Raw genomic sequence first — 16671 nt, 5'->3', positions numbered from 1 at the left:
CGTTGCCGCACCGGCACTTCGGCATCAACCCTGCGCGCCGTATAGTGAGTGCAAGGAGAAATGCACTCATGAGCGATACGATTCGTCTGGACGGCCGCGTGCTGTACCTGTCTCAGGACCCTGCGGTGATCGACGCGCAACTCGCGGGTGAAAATGTCACGCGCGCCACAGCCGGGCCGTTACGCGAGAACGTGTCCACCGATGAGATCACGCCGGTCACCGTGATGCTCACCTACGACGAACGCCTCGGCCAATATCCCTACGTCGGCTTCAAGGCGGGCGAGCGCATGCCGATCGGCCGCAATGCGGTGAAGGACGGCGGTTTTCAGATCACGGTGGCGGGCAAGCGTTACGGCAAGGGCTCATCGCGTGAATCGAGCCCGTTGGCGGAATTATCGGCGGGCATCCGGCTGATCGTCGCGGAGAGCTTCGAGCGGATCTATCAGCAGAACTGCGACAACATTGGCATTCTCACGACCACCGATTTCTCCGTGCTCGATCGCCTGGTCGCCGGCGAAACGGTGCCGATCGACGAGTTTCTCAAAGGCCGCGACGCGCTCACGCAGCAGATCATTCGCAGCGGCGGCCTGCTCGCATACAGCAAGTTCGCGGAGTGGCCCGCGCCGCGTGTGCGCGATGCCGCGCAGGCCGCTGAAGTTGGCGAGCCGAAAACGCTGGTCGAGAAAATCATCGATCGCCATCTGCACCCGGGCATCGCCAGCGCGCAGCGCGGCGACGGTGTGTTCATCGCCACCGACTGGCGCTTCAGCCACGACTATTTCACCGGCATGTGCGCGCATCTGATGCATCGCGCGTTCGGCAAGCCGGCGCCGCTGCACGCGGCGGATCACATCATCGCGTTTCAGGATCATCTGGTGCTGGCGGAACAGAGCATTCCGCACGTGCGCGACGGCCTGTTGCCGGGTGTCGCCAATCTGATGGAAGGGCATACGTCGTTCTCGCGCGATTATCCGGTGCGCTCGCACGGCGCGCTCGACGGCGTGCCGGGTTCCGAGGGCATCTGTCACGCGTTGATGGCCGAACAATATGCGTTGCCCGGCCAGGTAGCGTGCGGCACCGATTCGCACACGCCGCATTCGGGCGCGCTCGGTTGCCTCGCGTTCGGCGCGGGCGCGACGGAGATCGCCAATAGCTGGGTGACGGGCTACGTGCGCTGCAAAGTGCCGGAGACGCTGCGCGTCGAGGTCGACGGCAACTTGCGCGAAGGCGTGACCGCGAAGGACGTCGTGCTGCATCTGCTCCAAATGGATGCGATCCGCTCGGGCGGCGCAATCGGCCTCGTGTTCGAATACGGCGGCGCGGCGGTGCGCGCGATGTCGATCGACGAACGCGCGACCTTGACCAACATGGTCGCGGAATTGGGCGGCTTCACCGGCATCGTGGAGCCGGACGAACGCACGGTGGCGTTTCTGAAGGAACGGCGCGGCGTCGATTTCGCACTGGAAAGCTGGATGAAAAGCGACGCGGGCGCAATCTATCGCGACACGATCCATATCGACGCCAGCGCCATCGAACCGATGCTCGCGCGTCCTGGCGATCCCGGCAATGGGGTGCCGGCGCCGCAACTGGAGCAGGACGTCGCGATCGACATTGCGTACGGCGGCTCATGTACCGCCGGCAAGCGTGAAGACTTCGATTTCTATCACGAGGTGCTACATTGGGGCGTCGAGCGGGGCATCCGTGTGCCTGAGGGCACGCGTCTTTATCTGCAATTCGGCACCATGGCGGTGCGCGAGTATTGCGAGGCGCAGGGCTATTTGCCGGTCTTTGAACGTGCAGGCGTGACGATCGTGATGCCGGGTTGCGGGTCGTGCGCCAATTGCGGGCCGGGGCAGTCGGCCGACGCGGGGCAGGTGACGATCAGCGCGATCAACCGTAATTTTCCGGGTCGCTCGGGTCCGGGCAACGTTTGGCTGGCGAGCCCGTACACGGTGGCGGCGAGTGCGCTGGCCGGGAAAATCACGACCTTTGAACAATTGAAGCGCGCACGCGGCTAGAATGCTGGCCGGATCTTGATGCCGGCATCGTGGTGCGTGCGACGCGCGAACGTACGGATGGCTGGCGTCAAGCCGGTTTCGGCGAGCTGTATTTTTCGCCGGTATCACGAGCATTCGGGTTGCATGGGACCGGAGTAGGCGCTAAAGCGCCAACTCCGGTCGACAGCTTTGCATGGGACCGGAGTAGGCGCTAAAGCGCCAACTCCGGTCGACAAAGGAGACAGACAACATGGCATCCCCAGATCACGCCGACTCCGTCGCACGCAACGGCGGCAGCGTGACGTATTCCAGCACCCCCGGCAACACAGCGCCCGACACCACGGCAGCCGCGCCGCTCGACGCCGGCAGCATTTCGGCGCGCCTCGACCGGCTGCCCGCCACGCGCTCCATCTGGAAGCTGGTAGTGCTGCTGAGCCTCGGCTTCTTCTTCGAACTCTACGATCTGCTGTACTCCGGTTATGTCGCGCCGGGTCTCGTCAAGAGCGGCTTACTGACTGCAACGACGCACGGACTGTTCGGCTCGACCGGCGTCGCGAGTTTCATCGCCGCTTTGTTCAGCGGCCTCTTTATCGGCACGATCGCTTGCGGCTTTCTGGCGGACCGCTTCGGACGCCGCGCCGTCTTCACGTATTCGCTGCTCTGGTATACAGCGGCCAACGTCGTGATGGCCTTTCAGGAAACGGCCACTGGCCTGAACTTCTGGCGCTTCGTCGCGGGCGTCGGTATCGGCGTCGAACTGGTGACGATTGGCACGTACATCTCCGAGCTGGTGCCCAAGCAGATTCGCGGCCGCGCGTTCGCGTGCGAGCAGGCGGTCGGCTTCACGGCGGTGCCGGTGGTCGCGTTTTTGTCATTTTTGCTCGTGCCGCGCACGCTATTCGGCCTCGACGGCTGGCGTTGGGTCGTGCTGATCGGCGCACACGGCGCACTGTTCGTCTGGTGGATTCGTCGCGCGCTGCCGGAAAGCCCGCGTTGGCTCGCGCAGCAGGGGCGTCTTGCCGAAGCCGACCGCGTGATGAGCGCGCTCGAAGCGAAGGTGCGCAGCGAATATGGCCGCGAGTTGCCGCCGCCGGCACCGCCGCTGCCCGTGACGCCGCGCGGCAGCTTCCGCGATATGTGGGTGCCGCCGTATCGAAGCCGCACGCTGATGATGACTATCTTCAACCTCTTCCAGACCGTGGGCTTCTACGGCTTTGCGAACTGGGTGCCGACACTGCTGATCAAACAGGGCATCACGATCACGACGAGCCTGATGTATTCGAGCGTGATTGCGCTGGCCGCGCCGCTCGGTCCGGTAATCGGTCTCTTCATCGGCGACCGCTTCGAGCGCAAGACGGTGATCGTCGTCATGGCCGGCGTGAACATCGTCTGCGGGCTGTGGTTCAGTCAGGCGTCGGGCGCGGTGCTGCTGGTGAGCCTCGGCGTGTGTCTGACGCTTGCGGGCAACATCATTTCGTATAGCTTCCATGCGTATCAGACTGAGCTCTTTCCGACCAGCATCCGTGCCCGGGCGGTGGGCTTCGTTTATTCGTGGAGCCGGTTTTCGGCGATCTTCACGGCTTTTCTGATCGCGGCGGTGTTGAAACAATTCGGCACGTCCGGCGTGTTCGTGTTCATTGCCGGTGCGATGCTCATCGTGATGCTGGCGATCGGTTTGATGGGGCCACGCACGAAGGGGCTGGAACTGGAGAAGATCTAGAAGCAGGCGCGCGGCGTTAGGGTTCCGGCTGGAATAGCGGCAACACGTCCTGCGCGAGTTCTTCGATCACGTCGGCGGCAGGGCGCTCCGACGCGAGATTGAAGGTCACATGATGCGTGCCGCCGGCGCGCATGTCGTTGAGAATGCCGACCAATGCATGCCGGCCCGTTCGATAGCCCAACGTGACGGGCTGCGCCGGCTCATGCGGATCGCGGCTGAGTTCGAGCCGCATCGCCACGCCGAACGCGCGAAACGCAGCGGGCGCCGCGCGTTCGGCCGCGGCGCGCCACATGCTGTAACGCGCGCGCTGTGCATCGGGCTCGCGATGATAGGTCATCCACCCCAGCGAATGCCGCGCGATCCAGTCGACGCTCTGACCGCCCGAGCCCACCGCCAGCAGCGGTACGGTGTTCGCGCTGTCGGGCAGCAGGTGAAAAGTCGGTGCGCCTTCGGGCGCACGATCGGGAATCACGCGGGACGGCTTGCCGAGCGCCGCCGCTAGTGTGTCCCAATGTCGTCGGTACAGGTCGCGCCGCTCATCCGGGTCGCGGCCAAAGGCTGCGTACTCCGGCGGGCGGTCGCCTGAGCCGAGACCCAGAATGAAGCGACCGTGACTGAGCATGTCGACGGACAGCGCCGCCTTGGCAATATGCAACGGATGGCGCAGCGTCAGCACGATCGCGCCGCTCACGAGCGCAATACGCTGTGTGTGCACGGCAAGTGCGCCGAGCAACGCCCATGGGTCGAGATGGCCGACCGGGTCCGGATAGTCGGCGCTGTTCAACGGCACGTCGCGGACCCAAAGCGCGCGAAAGCCGCGTTCGTCGGCGAGCCGCGCAAGAGCCAACTGCTCGTCGAAATCGGCGGCGATGGTGCCCGTGCGCAGCAGCGGCAGCGTGAGTCCGAGACTGAGGGCATCGTTTGCGAACACGCGGCTCGCCGTGGTTTGTGCGTGGTTCTGCTGTCCGCTTGCTGTCGCCAACTTTCGACTCCTTCAGGTTGAACGGATCGCGCCCGGCCCGATGCTAACACCGCGTCAGAACAGCTGCTTTTGCCCCGACAGCAACGTCGTGAAATCATCGCGCAGCAGCGGCAGAATGGCATCGGCGACAGGCTGCAATTGCCGCGTCAGATAGTGTTCGTAATCAATTGCCGAGCGCAGCGTTTCCAGCGGTTCGGGACCGGCCACCGTCATCACGTAGCTGATCCAGCCGCCGTTCTGGTATTGCAGCGGGCGCCCCTGGCTACGGTTGAACTCGTCGGCAATGCGCGCCGCGCGCACATGCGGCGGCACGTTGCGTTCGTATTCGCCGAGCGCTCTGCGCAGGCGCTTGCGATAGACGAGCTGATCGTCGAGCTTGCCGTCGAGCGTATCGCGCACATAGTCGCGCACATAATCCTGATACGGCTGCTGCCTGAATATGCGCCCGTATAGTGCCTGCTGAAACTGCTGCGCGAGCGGCGTCCAATCCGTGCGCACGGTTTCGAGTCCTTTGTAGACGATCTCCTCGCCGCCGTCGGGCAATACCGTGAGCCCCGCATAGCGTTTCTTGCTGCCTTCCTCCGCGCCGCGAACGGTCGGCATGAAAAAGCGCCGATAGTGCCGCTCGAACTGCAATTCGAGCGCGCTGTCGAGCCCGAACCGCGCGCGCAGATTCTGTCGCCACCACGCGTTGATATGCTCGACGAGCGCGCGGCCGATGCGGCCGGCGTCTTCTTCGCTATGCGCATGTTTGAGCCACACGAAAGTCGAATCCGTGTCGCCGTAGATGACTTCGTAGCCTTCGGCCTGAATCAGCTCGCGCGTGGTGTGCATGATTTCGTGGCCGCGCATCGTGATCGACGACGCCAGACGCGGGTCGAAGAAGCGGCAGCCGGTAGACCCGAGCACGCCGTAAAACGCGTTCATGATGATCTTCAGCGCTTGCGAAAGCGGCTGGTTGTGCTCGCGTTTGGCGCCTTCGCGGCCTTGCCACACTTGCGCGACGATCGACGGCAGGCAATGGCGCGTGCGCGAGAAGCGTGCGCCGAGAAAGCCCGGCACGGAGTGCTCGTCGTCGGGGTTCAGCATGCCTTCCACGAGACCGAGCGGGTCGATCAGAAAGGTGCGGATGATCGACGGATACAGGCTCTTGTAGTCGAGCACGAGTACCGAATCGTACAGACCGGGGCGCGAGTCCATCACGAAGCCGCCGGGGCTCGCCGCGCCCGCGACATCGCCGAGATTGGGCGCGACGTAGCCTTGCCGGTGCATGCGCGGCATATACAGATGCGTGAACGCCGCGACCGAGCCGCCGCTGCGATCCGCGGGCAGGCCGGTCACGGTCGCGCGTTCCAGCAGGAACGACAGCAGCTCGGTCTTCGCGACGATGCGCGTGACCAGCTCGCAATCCTTCAGGTTGTAGTGCGCGAGCGCGGGCTTGTCCTCGTCGAAGCGGCGCTGGATTTCATCCATGCGCTGATACGGGTTGTCGATGGCCTTGCCCTCGCCGAGCACCGAGCGCGCGACGTGTTCGAGACTGAACGACGGAAAGCTCCACGTCGCGGAACGCAGCGCCTCGATACCGTCGATGATCAGCCGTCCCGCGGCACCGGCAAAGAAGTGATTGCGCGTGAGACCATGTTCGCGCCACTCCATCACTGCACCGCCGCGGCCGAGCCGCAGCGGTACGCGATATTGTTCGGCATGCTGCTGCAACACACGCAAGTCGAACTGCACGAGATTCCAGCCGATGATCGCATCGGGGTCGTGCCGCTCCATCCACAGGTTCAGTTTTTCGAGCAACTGGGCGCGCGTTTCGCAGTATTCGAGTTCGAAGTCGAGCCCGCTCGCATCGCCGTTCGGCGGTCCGAGCATATACACCTGGCGTTGTCCGCAGCCTTCGAGCGCGATCGAATAAAGCTCGGCGTGCGCGCTGGTTTCGATATCGAGCGAGACGAGTTTCAACGGCGGACGATAGTCCGTGCCCGGCTTCAACTCGCTGTTCAGCAGCGGGCCGCCCGGTTGCGGCTCGCCGCTGAACCACACCGGCGCGGTGATGAAGCGCTCCATCATGTAGCGCTCGGGCGGGAAGATGTCGGCTTCGTAGACGTCCACGCCGCCTTGTTTCAGGCGCTTCTCGAAGCCCGTCAATTGCCGGTACTGCGGGCAGTAAAGCCCCATCACCGGCCGATGCTGGAAGTCGCGCAGTTCGAGGGCACGCAGATCGAGCGGCATGTCACGGCGCAGGATCGTTTCGGCGCGCTCGCGGTGTTCGGCGGGAATGAACGCGACCGATGGCTGAGGGCGCAAGCGGATATGACGGGGCCCGCCGTCCGTTGCCAGCCAGAAATCGATCTCCGTGCCGGCGGGCGTATCCCGCCAATGCCGGGTCAATATGAAACCCTGTTCAAGCTCAGTCAAACTTCCACCTTTAAACGGGCGCTATCGCCTCACGCGATTTTACCGCCATGCGCGCCGAGCGGCGCCGATGCGCGAGGCGCTGTTCGAGCGCGGCATCCGCACGATGCACCCTGACTGCAGCGACGCGGCGCAATCTGTATGATCGTGCTGCAGCGATTCCTTCGGCGCAGCGCATGCGCCGGTCAAGTCTACTAAGAACGGAGTGAACGAGATGACGTTGGGCAAACTTGTTGTCGTAGTCGCGGTGGCTGCAACCAGTCTGGGTGCACAGGCGCAGGTCGCCGGCACGCAGACGCTGAGTGTCACGGTCGAACAGTCCAATGCGCTGCTGAGCGGCTGGAGCGTGAAAAAGAGCATTCTCGGCAAGGCCGTGTACAACGATCAGAACGAAAAGATCGGCACGGTGCGTGATCTGGTGGTCGCACCGGACGGTTCGCTGTCGGCAGCGATCGTGTCGGCCGGCGGCTTCCTTGGTGTCGCGTCGCATGACGTCGCGGTGCCGATCGCCGCGCTCGATATTCATGACGGCAATTTCTATCTGGCGGGCGCTTCCAAGGCTGCATTGAAGGCGACACCCCAGTTCCAGTACAACAAGGTGCAGACACCGCCGAAGCCGAAGAAGCTGACGGGGCAGTGAGGCCGGGAGCCGGTCGAGCGATCGGCTCTGATGCGTCTGGCGGCTTGCAATCGAGCCGCCAATAAATATGCGGCGCACGTGGCGCGAAGCGGTTGATGTAGTGCAAACCGGTTCACGCTAACGGCGCCGCTATTGTATTGCTGAGAGGCTATGCGAACCGTCCGGGTTCGAATAAAGCCCGCGAATATAGGCCTCAAGTCAGACCGGAGCGCCGAACCGCCGCCCCGAACACCCCTTCAATCAAGCCTCCAAAGCAAGCGTCGCGAAAGTACCCAGCCAGTGCTCGCCCATGTAATCGCCGGCCACATGAGGTAGGGCGCTTTGCAGATGACGCTCGGCGGTATCGAACAGCACGGTCCGGCGAATGTCACCTGCGGGCAGCGCCCGTGCGAGCGAGCGCTGGCACCACGCACGGCTCAGATTCAGCCCGTCCAGGTGCGCGATCTTGCCGTCGCTGCGATCGGTCACGCTCACCGGTTCGAATAACGTCGCGGGTTTCTTCGCGCCGAGATCCGGCAGAAAGCGCCCGAACCAGTCGACGAATTGCGCGGCAGGCAGCACGCGGCGCATCAACTCCGCTTCCATCAGCGAAGGCGAGAGGAACTCGTCGCCGGCCGGCTCCCAGGCCTGACACGCGACGTCGTTCAGAAACCAGCGCTCCGCGGTTCTGACGAGTAGCGCTTCGAGCGAGCTGTGTGAAGTCTGGCGGGCGAAATCCAGCGTGAGCGCAAGGGCGAACGCCATGTTGAAGTGCGTGCCCACGCGTAGCGGGTAAGTCGCCTTCGGCAAAAATTCCTCGAAGCGTTCGACGAAAAAACCGGTAAGCGGTGCAAAAGTCTTCGACCAGCGCGCCGCGTCCGCGAGCTTCAGCGAGTGCAGCTGCGCGCTGAGCGCGAGCAGCCAGGCCCAGCCATACGGTCGTTCGAAACCGCGGTTGTGCGGCAGCTCGAGATACGCGAGTTCGCCGGCCACGTTGGCGTCGGTGAAATGCTCGTCGACCACCGCGATGATGCGTGCGGCTTCGGGCAGATCGGGAAAGCGCTCCAGCAGATGCAGGATCAGCCAGTAGCCGTGCACGCACGAATGCCAGTCGTAGCTGCCGTAGAAGATCGGATGCAAGGCGCGCGGACCTTGCACGTCCTGCGGTCCGGCGAGCGAGTGCGTCAGCTTGTTCGGATACTCGCGCGTGAGGTGAGCGAGCGCGAGGTTGGCGAAACGGGACGCGATTTCGCGAGTGAGTTGAACGGTCATCGCAGGCTCCTCAGAAGCGGAATACGAGCAGATACAACAGTATGGTATTGACGATCAGCAATAGTAAAGCGGTCGGCCATTGCGCCTTGATCACGCCGTTCTGATCTTTCAGCTCCAGCAGCGCTGCCGGCACGATATTGAAGTTCGCGGCCATCGGCGTCATCAAGGTGCCGCAAAAGCCGCACAGCATGCCGATTGCGCCCAGAATCGCGGGGTTGCCGTTGAATTGATGCACGATCAACGGCAGGCCGATGCCGGCGGTCATCACCGGAAATGCGGCGAACGCGTTGCCCATGATCATCGTGAAGATCGCCATGCCGAAGGTATAAGCCGCGACCACCGCGAATGCGGAGTCGACCGGAATCCACGTCTTCACGAGATCCGACACCACGTGGCCCACGCCGGCAATCGCGAACAGGGCGCCGAGCGCGGCGAGCATCTGCGGCAGGATCGCGGCCCAGCCGACGGTGTCCATCGTGTGCCGTGCGTCCTTGAGCGCGTGCACCGGCGAATCGCGCAGCATGAAGAGCGCCGTGCCGAACGCGACCAGCGTGCCCAGTACGAGCGAAATCAGCGTGACGTTCTTCGTTTCGACGAACGGTGCGTATTTCAGCGTCAACGTGCCGAGCAGCGTAATCACCGGAATCAACAGCGCGGGGATGAACAGCTTGTTGCCGAAGCGCTGCGCATTCGCTTCGCGGCGCGCGGCGGCGGCTTCGCTGTTGCTGTCCGCGCGGCCTTTGCCGAGCTTGCCGGAACCGGCGATCAGCGCGAGCGCGATGGCGAGACAGCCCATCACGAAGTGCGGCAGTTCCCCGCCGAACATGAACGTGATCGCGTAGATACCCCAGAACAGAAAATTGACGACGCGGCGCGGATTCGAACGGTCTTGCAGATTGAAGAGCGCGAACGCGGCAAACATCAAACCGGCCAACACATAGAGGGATTCGAGTTTGATCATCATTGCGCGGCGCCCCGGCCCAATGCATTCATCTTGTGCGAGAGATTGCGGTCGAGCAGCATCAGCCGAACCATGTGAATCACGAGCGCGGCGACCGCGGTGGGAATCGCCCATATCGACACGTGCAGCGGTTCGACCACGATGCCGTTCTGTTCGAGAAAGCCTTTGATCAGCAGGATCGACTGGATCGCGATGAAAATATCTTCGCCGAAGAACACCGCGATGTTGTCCACCGCCGACGCGTTCGCGCGAATCTGCTGGCGTACCGCGTCGGGCAATTCGCCGTAGCGGTTCGCGGCGGCTGCTTCGGCCATCGGCGCGATCAGCGGACGCACCATCTGCGCGTGACCGCCGAGTGACGTGAGCCCGAGCGCGGCCGTGACCTGGCGAATCACGAAATAGAGCATCAGCACGCGGCCGGTGGTGGCGGCGTGAAGGCGCGAAATCAGGTGCCGCGCCTGTTCCTTCAGGCCGTTGCGTTCGAGCAGCGCGATCACCGGCAGCGTGAGCCAGATCAGGCCCATGTAGCGGTTATCCGCGAACGCCTTGCCGAAGGCGCTGACGATTTCCACCGGTTGCAGGCCGCCGGCCACGCCGGTGGCGACCCCCGCAACGGTCACCACGAGTAGCGCGTTAAAGCGCAATGCGAAGCCGAGTACCACGATCGGCACGCCGATTAGAACCCACATAGGGGTCTCCTTGTTCTGTCTTCTGCCTGGTCGGGGTTGTGCCGCCGCCGTGCGTTCCGGCGCAAATTTGCCAGTTGGCAATGGCTGGCAGGCGACGGAATCTAACACGAGAAATTATCGATAAATAGTCGGCAATTTGGGTTTGTCGGGTAAACGCCAGGGTTGGGGAGAGATGGCGCAGGCAGGGCATGGCGAAACCGACCGCGGTTCCAGACAGCGAAAAATTGCGCCTCAGCGGCCGAATAATTGCGTTTGTCGTCCTCGGTGTTCGCCGATAACCTGCCCGGGCCCGGCATGCGCGACGTGTTCCGCGCTGTACTCGGATGTGTCGATCAGCATGTAGGGATGGGCTGACGGATTGCCTTGCGTAACGCTATTACCCCACGCCGAGTTGCCGCGCAGTTGCGTCGATCGCCGCTTTGGCCTTCGACACGATTTCGTCGATCTCGATCTTGCTGACCACGAGCGGCGGCGACAGCAGCATCCGGTCACCGGTGGCGCGCATGATCAGATTGCCGTTGAAGCAGAAGTCGCGGCAAATCGTGCCGACGTCGCCGCCATTGGCGAAACGCCTGCGTGTTGCGGGGTCTTGCGCGAGTTGCAGACCGGCCACGAGACCCGCGCCGGCAATCTCGCCGACGATGGGATGATGGGCGAAGGTATCGCGCAGCTTCCTCTGGAAGTACGGGCCGGTATCCGTTTTGACGCGCTCGACGATCTTCTCGTCGCGCAGCAGCCTGAGATTGGCGAGCGCGACGGCGGCCGCCACCGGGTGGCCGGAATAAGTGAGGCCGTGATTGAAGTCGCCGCTCCCGATGATCACCTTGGCGACCCGGTCATGCAGGCCGACCGCCCCCATCGGCACATAGCCGCTCGTCAGCCCCTTCGCGAGCGTGATCAGATCGGGCTCGAAACCGAAGTGCTGATGTGCGAACCATTCGCCCGTGCGGCCGAATCCGCCGATCACTTCGTCGGCAACCAGCAGAATGTCGTACTTGCGGCAGATGCGTTGAATTTCCGGCCAATACGTCGAAGCCGGAAAGATCACACCGCCCGCCCCCTGGAAAGGCTCACCGATAAAAGCGGCCACCTTGTCCGCGCCGATTTCGAGGATCTTCGCTTCGAGTTGCTGCGCGCGCGCCAGCGCGAATTCGTCCGGCGTCTGATTGGCTTGCGCTTCGCCGAAGAAATACGGCTGATCGATATGCACGATGTTCTCGACTTTCGACGGCATCTGTTCATGCATATAACCCATGCCGCCGAGCGTGCCGCCCGCGATCGTCGAACCGTGATAACCGTTCTTGCGCGAAATGACGAACTTCTTCGAGTACTTCTGCTGTGCCGCCCAGTACTGGTGAACGATGCGCAGCACCGTGTCGTTGCCTTCCGAGCCGCTGTTGCAGTAGAAGAAGTGCTTGAACGGCGCCGGCGTCAATTCCGCGAGCAAGGCCGACAGTTCGATCACCGGCGGATGCGTCGTCTTGAAGAAGGTGTTGTAGTAGGGGAGCTCCAGCATTTGCCGGTATGCGGCATCGGCGAGTTCCTTGCGGCCATAGCCGACGTTCACGCACCAGAGTCCCGCCATGCCGTCGATGATCCTGTTGCCTTCCGAATCCCACAGATACACGCCTTGGCCTTTGACGATCACACGGCTGCCGCTGCGATTGAGCGAGCCCATATCCGAAAACGGATGAATATGATGAGCGGCGTCGAGCGCGCGGTATTCGGCGGTGCTGCGCGACGTGCGCTGTGCGGCTTGCGCGGGTTGCATGTAAGCGGCTTCTTCGATTCTGTAGCTCATGCTGACTCCAATTTTTCCATTTACATCTGATCATGACATCGCAAGACAGGGCCTTTTCTACGGTCCGGTCTCAAACGTGCAACAGCAAATGCCGGCGTTCCCACGAACTGATCACGCGAAAAAACGCCTCGTACTCGGTTTCTTTCAACGCGAGGTAGGCTTTGACGAACTTCTCGCCGAGTACTTCGGCAATCGGTTCGCAGGCCGCCATCAACGTCAGACCTTCTTCGAGGTTGCGCGGCAATTGATACGGCAACGCATAACCGTCGCTGAGCAGCGGCTCGGTGGCATCGAGTTGCTGTGTCATGCCGAGATAGCCCGCGGCCAGCGTCGCGGCAATCGCCAGATAGGGATTGCAGTCCACGCCCGGAATGCGGTTTTCGATGCGGCGCGCGGCCGGTCCCGAATGCGGAATGCGAAACCCCACTGTGCGGTTGTCATAACCCCACGCGACGTTGATCGGTGCGGCCATGAAGCGCGAAAGACGGCGATAGGAGTTGATGTACGGCGCGAAAATCGGCATCAGCGCCGGCGTGTACTTCTGCAAGCCGGCGATATACCTCGTGAACTGCACAGTCGGTTTGCCGTCCGCGCTGGTGAAAATGTTCTCGCCGGTTTCTTCGTCGATGAGACTTTGATGCATGTGCATTGCCGAACCCGGTTCGCTTTCCATCGGCTTGGCCATGAAGGTCGCGTACATCTTGTGGCGCAATGCCGCTTCGCGCACCGTGCGTTTGAACAGGAAGACGCTGTCGGCGAGCTTCAACGGATCGCCATGCATGAAGTTGATCTCCATCTGCGCGGCGCCGACTTCATGGATCAGCGTATCTACTTCCAGTTCCTGCACCTCGCAGTACTCGTAGATGTCTTCGAAAAGCGGATCGAATTCGTTGACCGCTTCGATCGAATACGACTGCCGTCCTGTTTCCGGACGGCCCGTGCGGCCGATGGGCGGTTGCAGCGGCAGATCCGGGTCCTTGTTCATGTCGACCAGATAGAACTCGAGTTCGGGCGCGATGACCGGCTTCCAGCCTTTGGCTTTGTAGAGTTCGAGTACCCGGCGCAGCACGCGGCGCGGCGAGATGGCGACCGGCGTGCCGTCGAAATGAACGCAATCGTGAATCACCTGGGCGGTCGGATCGACGGCCCATGGAATCATTCGAATGGTGGCCGCGTCGGGCACGCACACCATGTCCGGATCGGTGACGCCCGTGAGCGAGCCGTCTTCCGGATACTCGCCCGTGACGGTCTGGATCATCACCGCTTGCGGCAAGCGCATGGACTCGCCGGATTCGAACTTGCTGCGCGGAATGATCTTGCCGCGCGCGATTCCGGCCATATCCGGGATGATCGCTTCGATTTCGGTGACGTGATGCTTCTTCAGAAAATCGTCGATGTCATGCATGATTGTTCTCTCAGTTTTTGGCGCGCGACCGGCTCAAACCTGCATGGCGGCGGATGCAAATGCCGCGCCGTGGCCGGTCCTGATGCGCATTCGATCGCGGCATGCGTCGCCGAACGCGCGGAAGATCGCGGTGGATAGCGGGTCGTCGGCGAACTTCCACTCCGGGTGCCACTGCACGCCCAGCGCGAAAGCGCGCGCGTCATTCACGCTGACCGCTTCGATCAAGCCGTCCGGTGCGATGGCTTCGGCCGTGAGACCCAGGCCCAGCCGCTCGATGCCCTGACCGTGCAGGGAATTCACACGCGCCTCATTCGTGTGGCCGGCGAGGCGCTGCAACAAGCCGCCTGGCGACAACGTGATCGAATGCGACGCCCCGTATTGCACGTCGAGGCTGTCCTGTTTGTTCTCGCGGTGGTCGTTCAGGCCCGCCACTGCGTGAACGCTTTGATGCAGGGTGCCGCCGAACACCACGTTCATTTCCTGGAGTCCGCGGCATATGGCCAGCACTGGAACGCCGGCGGCGAGCGCCGCGCGCATCAGCGGCAGCGTCGTTGCATCGCGCGCGGCGTCGTGCAGCGTGCCGTGGGCACCAGGATGGCCGCCATAGCGATGCGGTTCGACGTTCGAATAGCTGCCGGTAAAAAGCAGGCCGTCGACTACGGCCAGCACATCTTCAGTGGACTGACGTTCGCCGAGCGCAGGCAGCAGCATGGCCAGCGCCTGCGAGCCATCGACAATCGCGGCAATGTATTTCTCGCCGACTACGTGCGACGGGTGGGCCCCGAACATCGTTCTGTCGGCGCTGATGCCGACCAGCGGTTTGTTTCGCATAGCCAGGTGTGTGATGTGAATAGCGCTAAAACGCGGCGCGACTTGACCCCGCAGCCGCGCACGATGCACGAGGCCGCCAGGAGGTTGCGTACTGTCGCTGTCGGCGAACGGCGCGCCGCGGGCAGTAGCAGGAATGGCCGTTCGATTCGATCCGCCGCAATGCGCGAGTCACTGAGCCGCGTTTATCCGCGCGAAGCGCAGGGACGGCAGACAGCACCGCGCATACGCACGAACGCGCATAGGCAAACGGATAGAACGAATGGCGAAAAGGAGGGAGGCGCTACGGCAGCAGCGAGGCGACTTCGTCGGTTCGCACCGCAATGAAAGCGCGCGCGCAAACGGAGTTGTGACGTCGAATTGAACGGCGGGACAGGATCGGAAAGACGGACAGGAAGCGGCGGAACGTAAGGCTGCCGTTGCTGCCGTCGGCGATGGCGCTGTCAGCGAGCGTACAACCCGCCTGACTGCGATTCCATCTAACCAAAGGGCCTCGGACTCTCACGATTACACTCGACTGGCAACGTTGAAAGTATTGAACGGCCTGCTCGAAATCCGCACGGGGCGTTTAAAGAAACAGACCGCTGGCATGGTCGTCTCGAAGCTGGGCGAAATGAATTCGCTGCGCCTCAGAATGTCTTTGGCGTGCGCCTGACGACCGCCTGACAACTAGCATATACGAGCCAATAAGGCCGTCAAACCCCTTTTATGAAAAAGATTGATCGGGATTTACCCAATGGTGCAGTCACTCAAGCGATCAAAGTACTCGATACTCATCGCGCACATTGCGTCGATCACCGCGCTTACTCCGCGAGCCTCGCACGCACCGTGTATTCACCCTCGGCGCCTGAATGATCATGATCCTCGATCATATGGGCCATTGCCGTATTGAAGTCGGGCGGCAGCGGTTCGACCGGATAGCCGCGTTTCTCCCACGCGTCGAGTCCGCCCTTTAGCGCGCGGATATGATGAATGTTCTTGCGATGCAACCGGGCGACGATGCGCTTGGCCGTCGCCTCGTTGGGGCACACGCAGTAGACCACGATCGGCCGCTTCAGGAACTCGGGATGAATCGGATCGGGTGAATCGAGATCCAGCGGCCGCGCGCCGGCAATCCGGTGCGATTCCTTTTCGCGCACGCTGGGTGGACGCGCGTCGAGAATCAGCGGCGGTTCGTTCGACTTCATCAACGCGTCGAGCTGATCCGGCGTGATGCGCGTATGCGCGAGCCAGCGGCGAAACTGCAAACGGCGCACCCAGCGATACAACAGCGCGGCCACGAAGATCGCCGCGAAAGCATCGAAAATCGTGCCGCCGTTTTGCCGCACGAGCAGCACCAGTTGTACGATCTGATCGTGCAGCGCGGCGCCGCCGACCACCCACACGCCGGCCCACAACGTGGCGCCGACCAGATCCCACCACAGAAACACGCCGACACTGATCGCGGTCGTGCCGAGCAATGGTGCGGAAATCAGACCGAGTCCCGGCAGAAACTTGGCGATGGTGAGAATCGGCGCGCCGTAGCGCTCATAGGTATTGCGCGCGACGCGCACCGTGGTGTCCAGCGAAAGGGAGAAGCGCACCAGATAGTTCAACAGACGCCGGCCATATGCCCGTCCGGTGAAGAACCAGAGCGAGTCGGCGATCAGCGTCGCGCCGACCGCGGCGAACACGACGTTGACGTACGAGGTTTGCCCCATGGCGGCCATGGTGCCGCCGAAGATCAGCATCGGTGCGGCCGGAATCGGCACACCGAGCTGCGTGACGAGCACGCTCATGAAAACGGCCCATACGCCCAGCGAGGATGGGATAGCAACCGGGAAATGCCACACAACCGCGCTCCTGAGAAGGCAATGAAAGGAAATGAAATGAAGTCGGGCTCTCGTTCGCGCATGGCGAACACGCATCGGCGCGAAGAGCGGATTTAAGCACAGGTGGCGAAAGGGCGCAGGGAGGACGGCCGAACGCCGCGCGGATTG

14 protein-coding genes are annotated in these 16671 nt (G+C 62.7%); 4 read left to right on the top strand and 10 right to left on the bottom strand.

The genetic code is table 11. The annotated features are described in order from the left end of the window. The first annotated feature begins 68 nt into the window (after positions 1-68). Together ACZ9H4_RS00245 and ACZ9H4_RS00240 are read left to right on the top strand one after the other, a co-directional pair. Complete coding sequence (locus ACZ9H4_RS00245; RefSeq protein ID WP_476117982.1) at positions 69-2018, top strand: aconitase family protein; 1950 nt, start codon at positions 69-71, stop codon at positions 2016-2018. A gap of 229 nt (positions 2019-2247) precedes the next feature. Next, positions 2248-3717 (top strand): MFS transporter, encoded by a 1470-nt coding sequence (locus ACZ9H4_RS00240; RefSeq protein ID WP_476117981.1) that lies wholly within the window; start codon positions 2248-2250, stop codon positions 3715-3717. A 16-nt stretch (positions 3718-3733) separates the two neighbouring features. Here ACZ9H4_RS00240 and ACZ9H4_RS00235 read toward each other — a convergent pair whose 3' ends face one another. Beyond that, on the bottom strand, positions 3734-4699 hold the full coding sequence (locus ACZ9H4_RS00235) for a TIGR03571 family LLM class oxidoreductase (RefSeq protein ID WP_408152077.1): 966 nt from the start codon (positions 4697-4699) through the stop codon (positions 3734-3736). A gap of 54 nt (positions 4700-4753) precedes the next feature. Then, entirely contained in the window at positions 4754-7120 is a 2367-nt protein-coding gene (locus ACZ9H4_RS00230) for a DNA polymerase II (protein ID WP_476117980.1), read from the bottom strand. Positions 7121-7331: 211 nt separating this feature from the next. Between ACZ9H4_RS00230 and ACZ9H4_RS00225 the strand changes: the two genes are divergently transcribed. Then, positions 7332-7757 (top strand): PRC-barrel domain-containing protein, encoded by a 426-nt coding sequence (locus ACZ9H4_RS00225; RefSeq protein ID WP_121323160.1) that lies wholly within the window; start codon positions 7332-7334, stop codon positions 7755-7757. 240 nt (positions 7758-7997) lie between these two features. Here the strand turns inward: ACZ9H4_RS00225 and ACZ9H4_RS00220 are convergent, their stop codons facing one another. The 7 genes from ACZ9H4_RS00220 to ACZ9H4_RS00190 form a co-directional block, all read right to left on the bottom strand. Then, positions 7998-9008 (bottom strand): DUF2891 domain-containing protein, encoded by a 1011-nt coding sequence (locus tag ACZ9H4_RS00220; protein ID WP_408138798.1) that lies wholly within the window; start codon positions 9006-9008, stop codon positions 7998-8000. Positions 9009-9018: 10 nt separating this feature from the next. Further along, a complete protein-coding gene (locus ACZ9H4_RS00215; protein WP_121323156.1) occupies positions 9019-9969 on the bottom strand; it encodes a DUF979 domain-containing protein in 951 nt (316 codons plus the stop codon). After that, positions 9969-10658 (bottom strand): DUF969 domain-containing protein, encoded by a 690-nt coding sequence (locus ACZ9H4_RS00210; RefSeq protein WP_408152080.1) that lies wholly within the window; start codon positions 10656-10658, stop codon positions 9969-9971. Before ACZ9H4_RS00210 ends, ACZ9H4_RS00215 begins: the two co-directional genes overlap by 1 nt. Positions 10659-11034: 376 nt before the next feature. After that, positions 11035-12459, bottom strand: coding sequence for an aspartate aminotransferase family protein (locus ACZ9H4_RS00205; protein ID WP_476117979.1), 1425 nt, complete (start codon positions 12457-12459; stop codon positions 11035-11037). Between the two features lie 70 nt (positions 12460-12529). Next, positions 12530-13864: a glutamine synthetase family protein gene (locus ACZ9H4_RS00200; RefSeq protein WP_168668927.1), complete on the bottom strand. Its 1335-nt coding sequence runs from the start codon at positions 13862-13864 to the stop codon at positions 12530-12532. Between the two features lie 33 nt (positions 13865-13897). Next, positions 13898-14695: a gamma-glutamyl-gamma-aminobutyrate hydrolase family protein gene (locus ACZ9H4_RS00195; protein WP_476117978.1), complete on the bottom strand. Its 798-nt coding sequence runs from the start codon at positions 14693-14695 to the stop codon at positions 13898-13900. A gap of 280 nt (positions 14696-14975) precedes the next feature. After that, complete coding sequence (locus tag ACZ9H4_RS00190) at positions 14976-15179, bottom strand: hypothetical protein (RefSeq protein WP_408139533.1); 204 nt, start codon at positions 15177-15179, stop codon at positions 14976-14978. A 39-nt stretch (positions 15180-15218) separates the two neighbouring features. Between ACZ9H4_RS00190 and ACZ9H4_RS00185 the strand changes: the two genes are divergently transcribed. Then, on the top strand, positions 15219-15347 hold the full coding sequence (locus tag ACZ9H4_RS00185) for a hypothetical protein (protein ID WP_476117977.1): 129 nt from the start codon (positions 15219-15221) through the stop codon (positions 15345-15347). Between the two features lie 148 nt (positions 15348-15495). Here the strand turns inward: ACZ9H4_RS00185 and ACZ9H4_RS00180 are convergent, their stop codons facing one another. Next, positions 15496-16524, bottom strand: coding sequence for a VTT domain-containing protein (locus ACZ9H4_RS00180; RefSeq protein ID WP_476117976.1), 1029 nt, complete (start codon positions 16522-16524; stop codon positions 15496-15498). Positions 16525-16671 lie beyond the last annotated feature (147 nt).

Source organism: Paraburkholderia sp. TE9906, assembly GCF_056279605.1.
The sequence above is the reverse complement of the archived record's forward strand: the minus strand, read 5'-3'. Positions and strand labels throughout refer to the sequence as shown.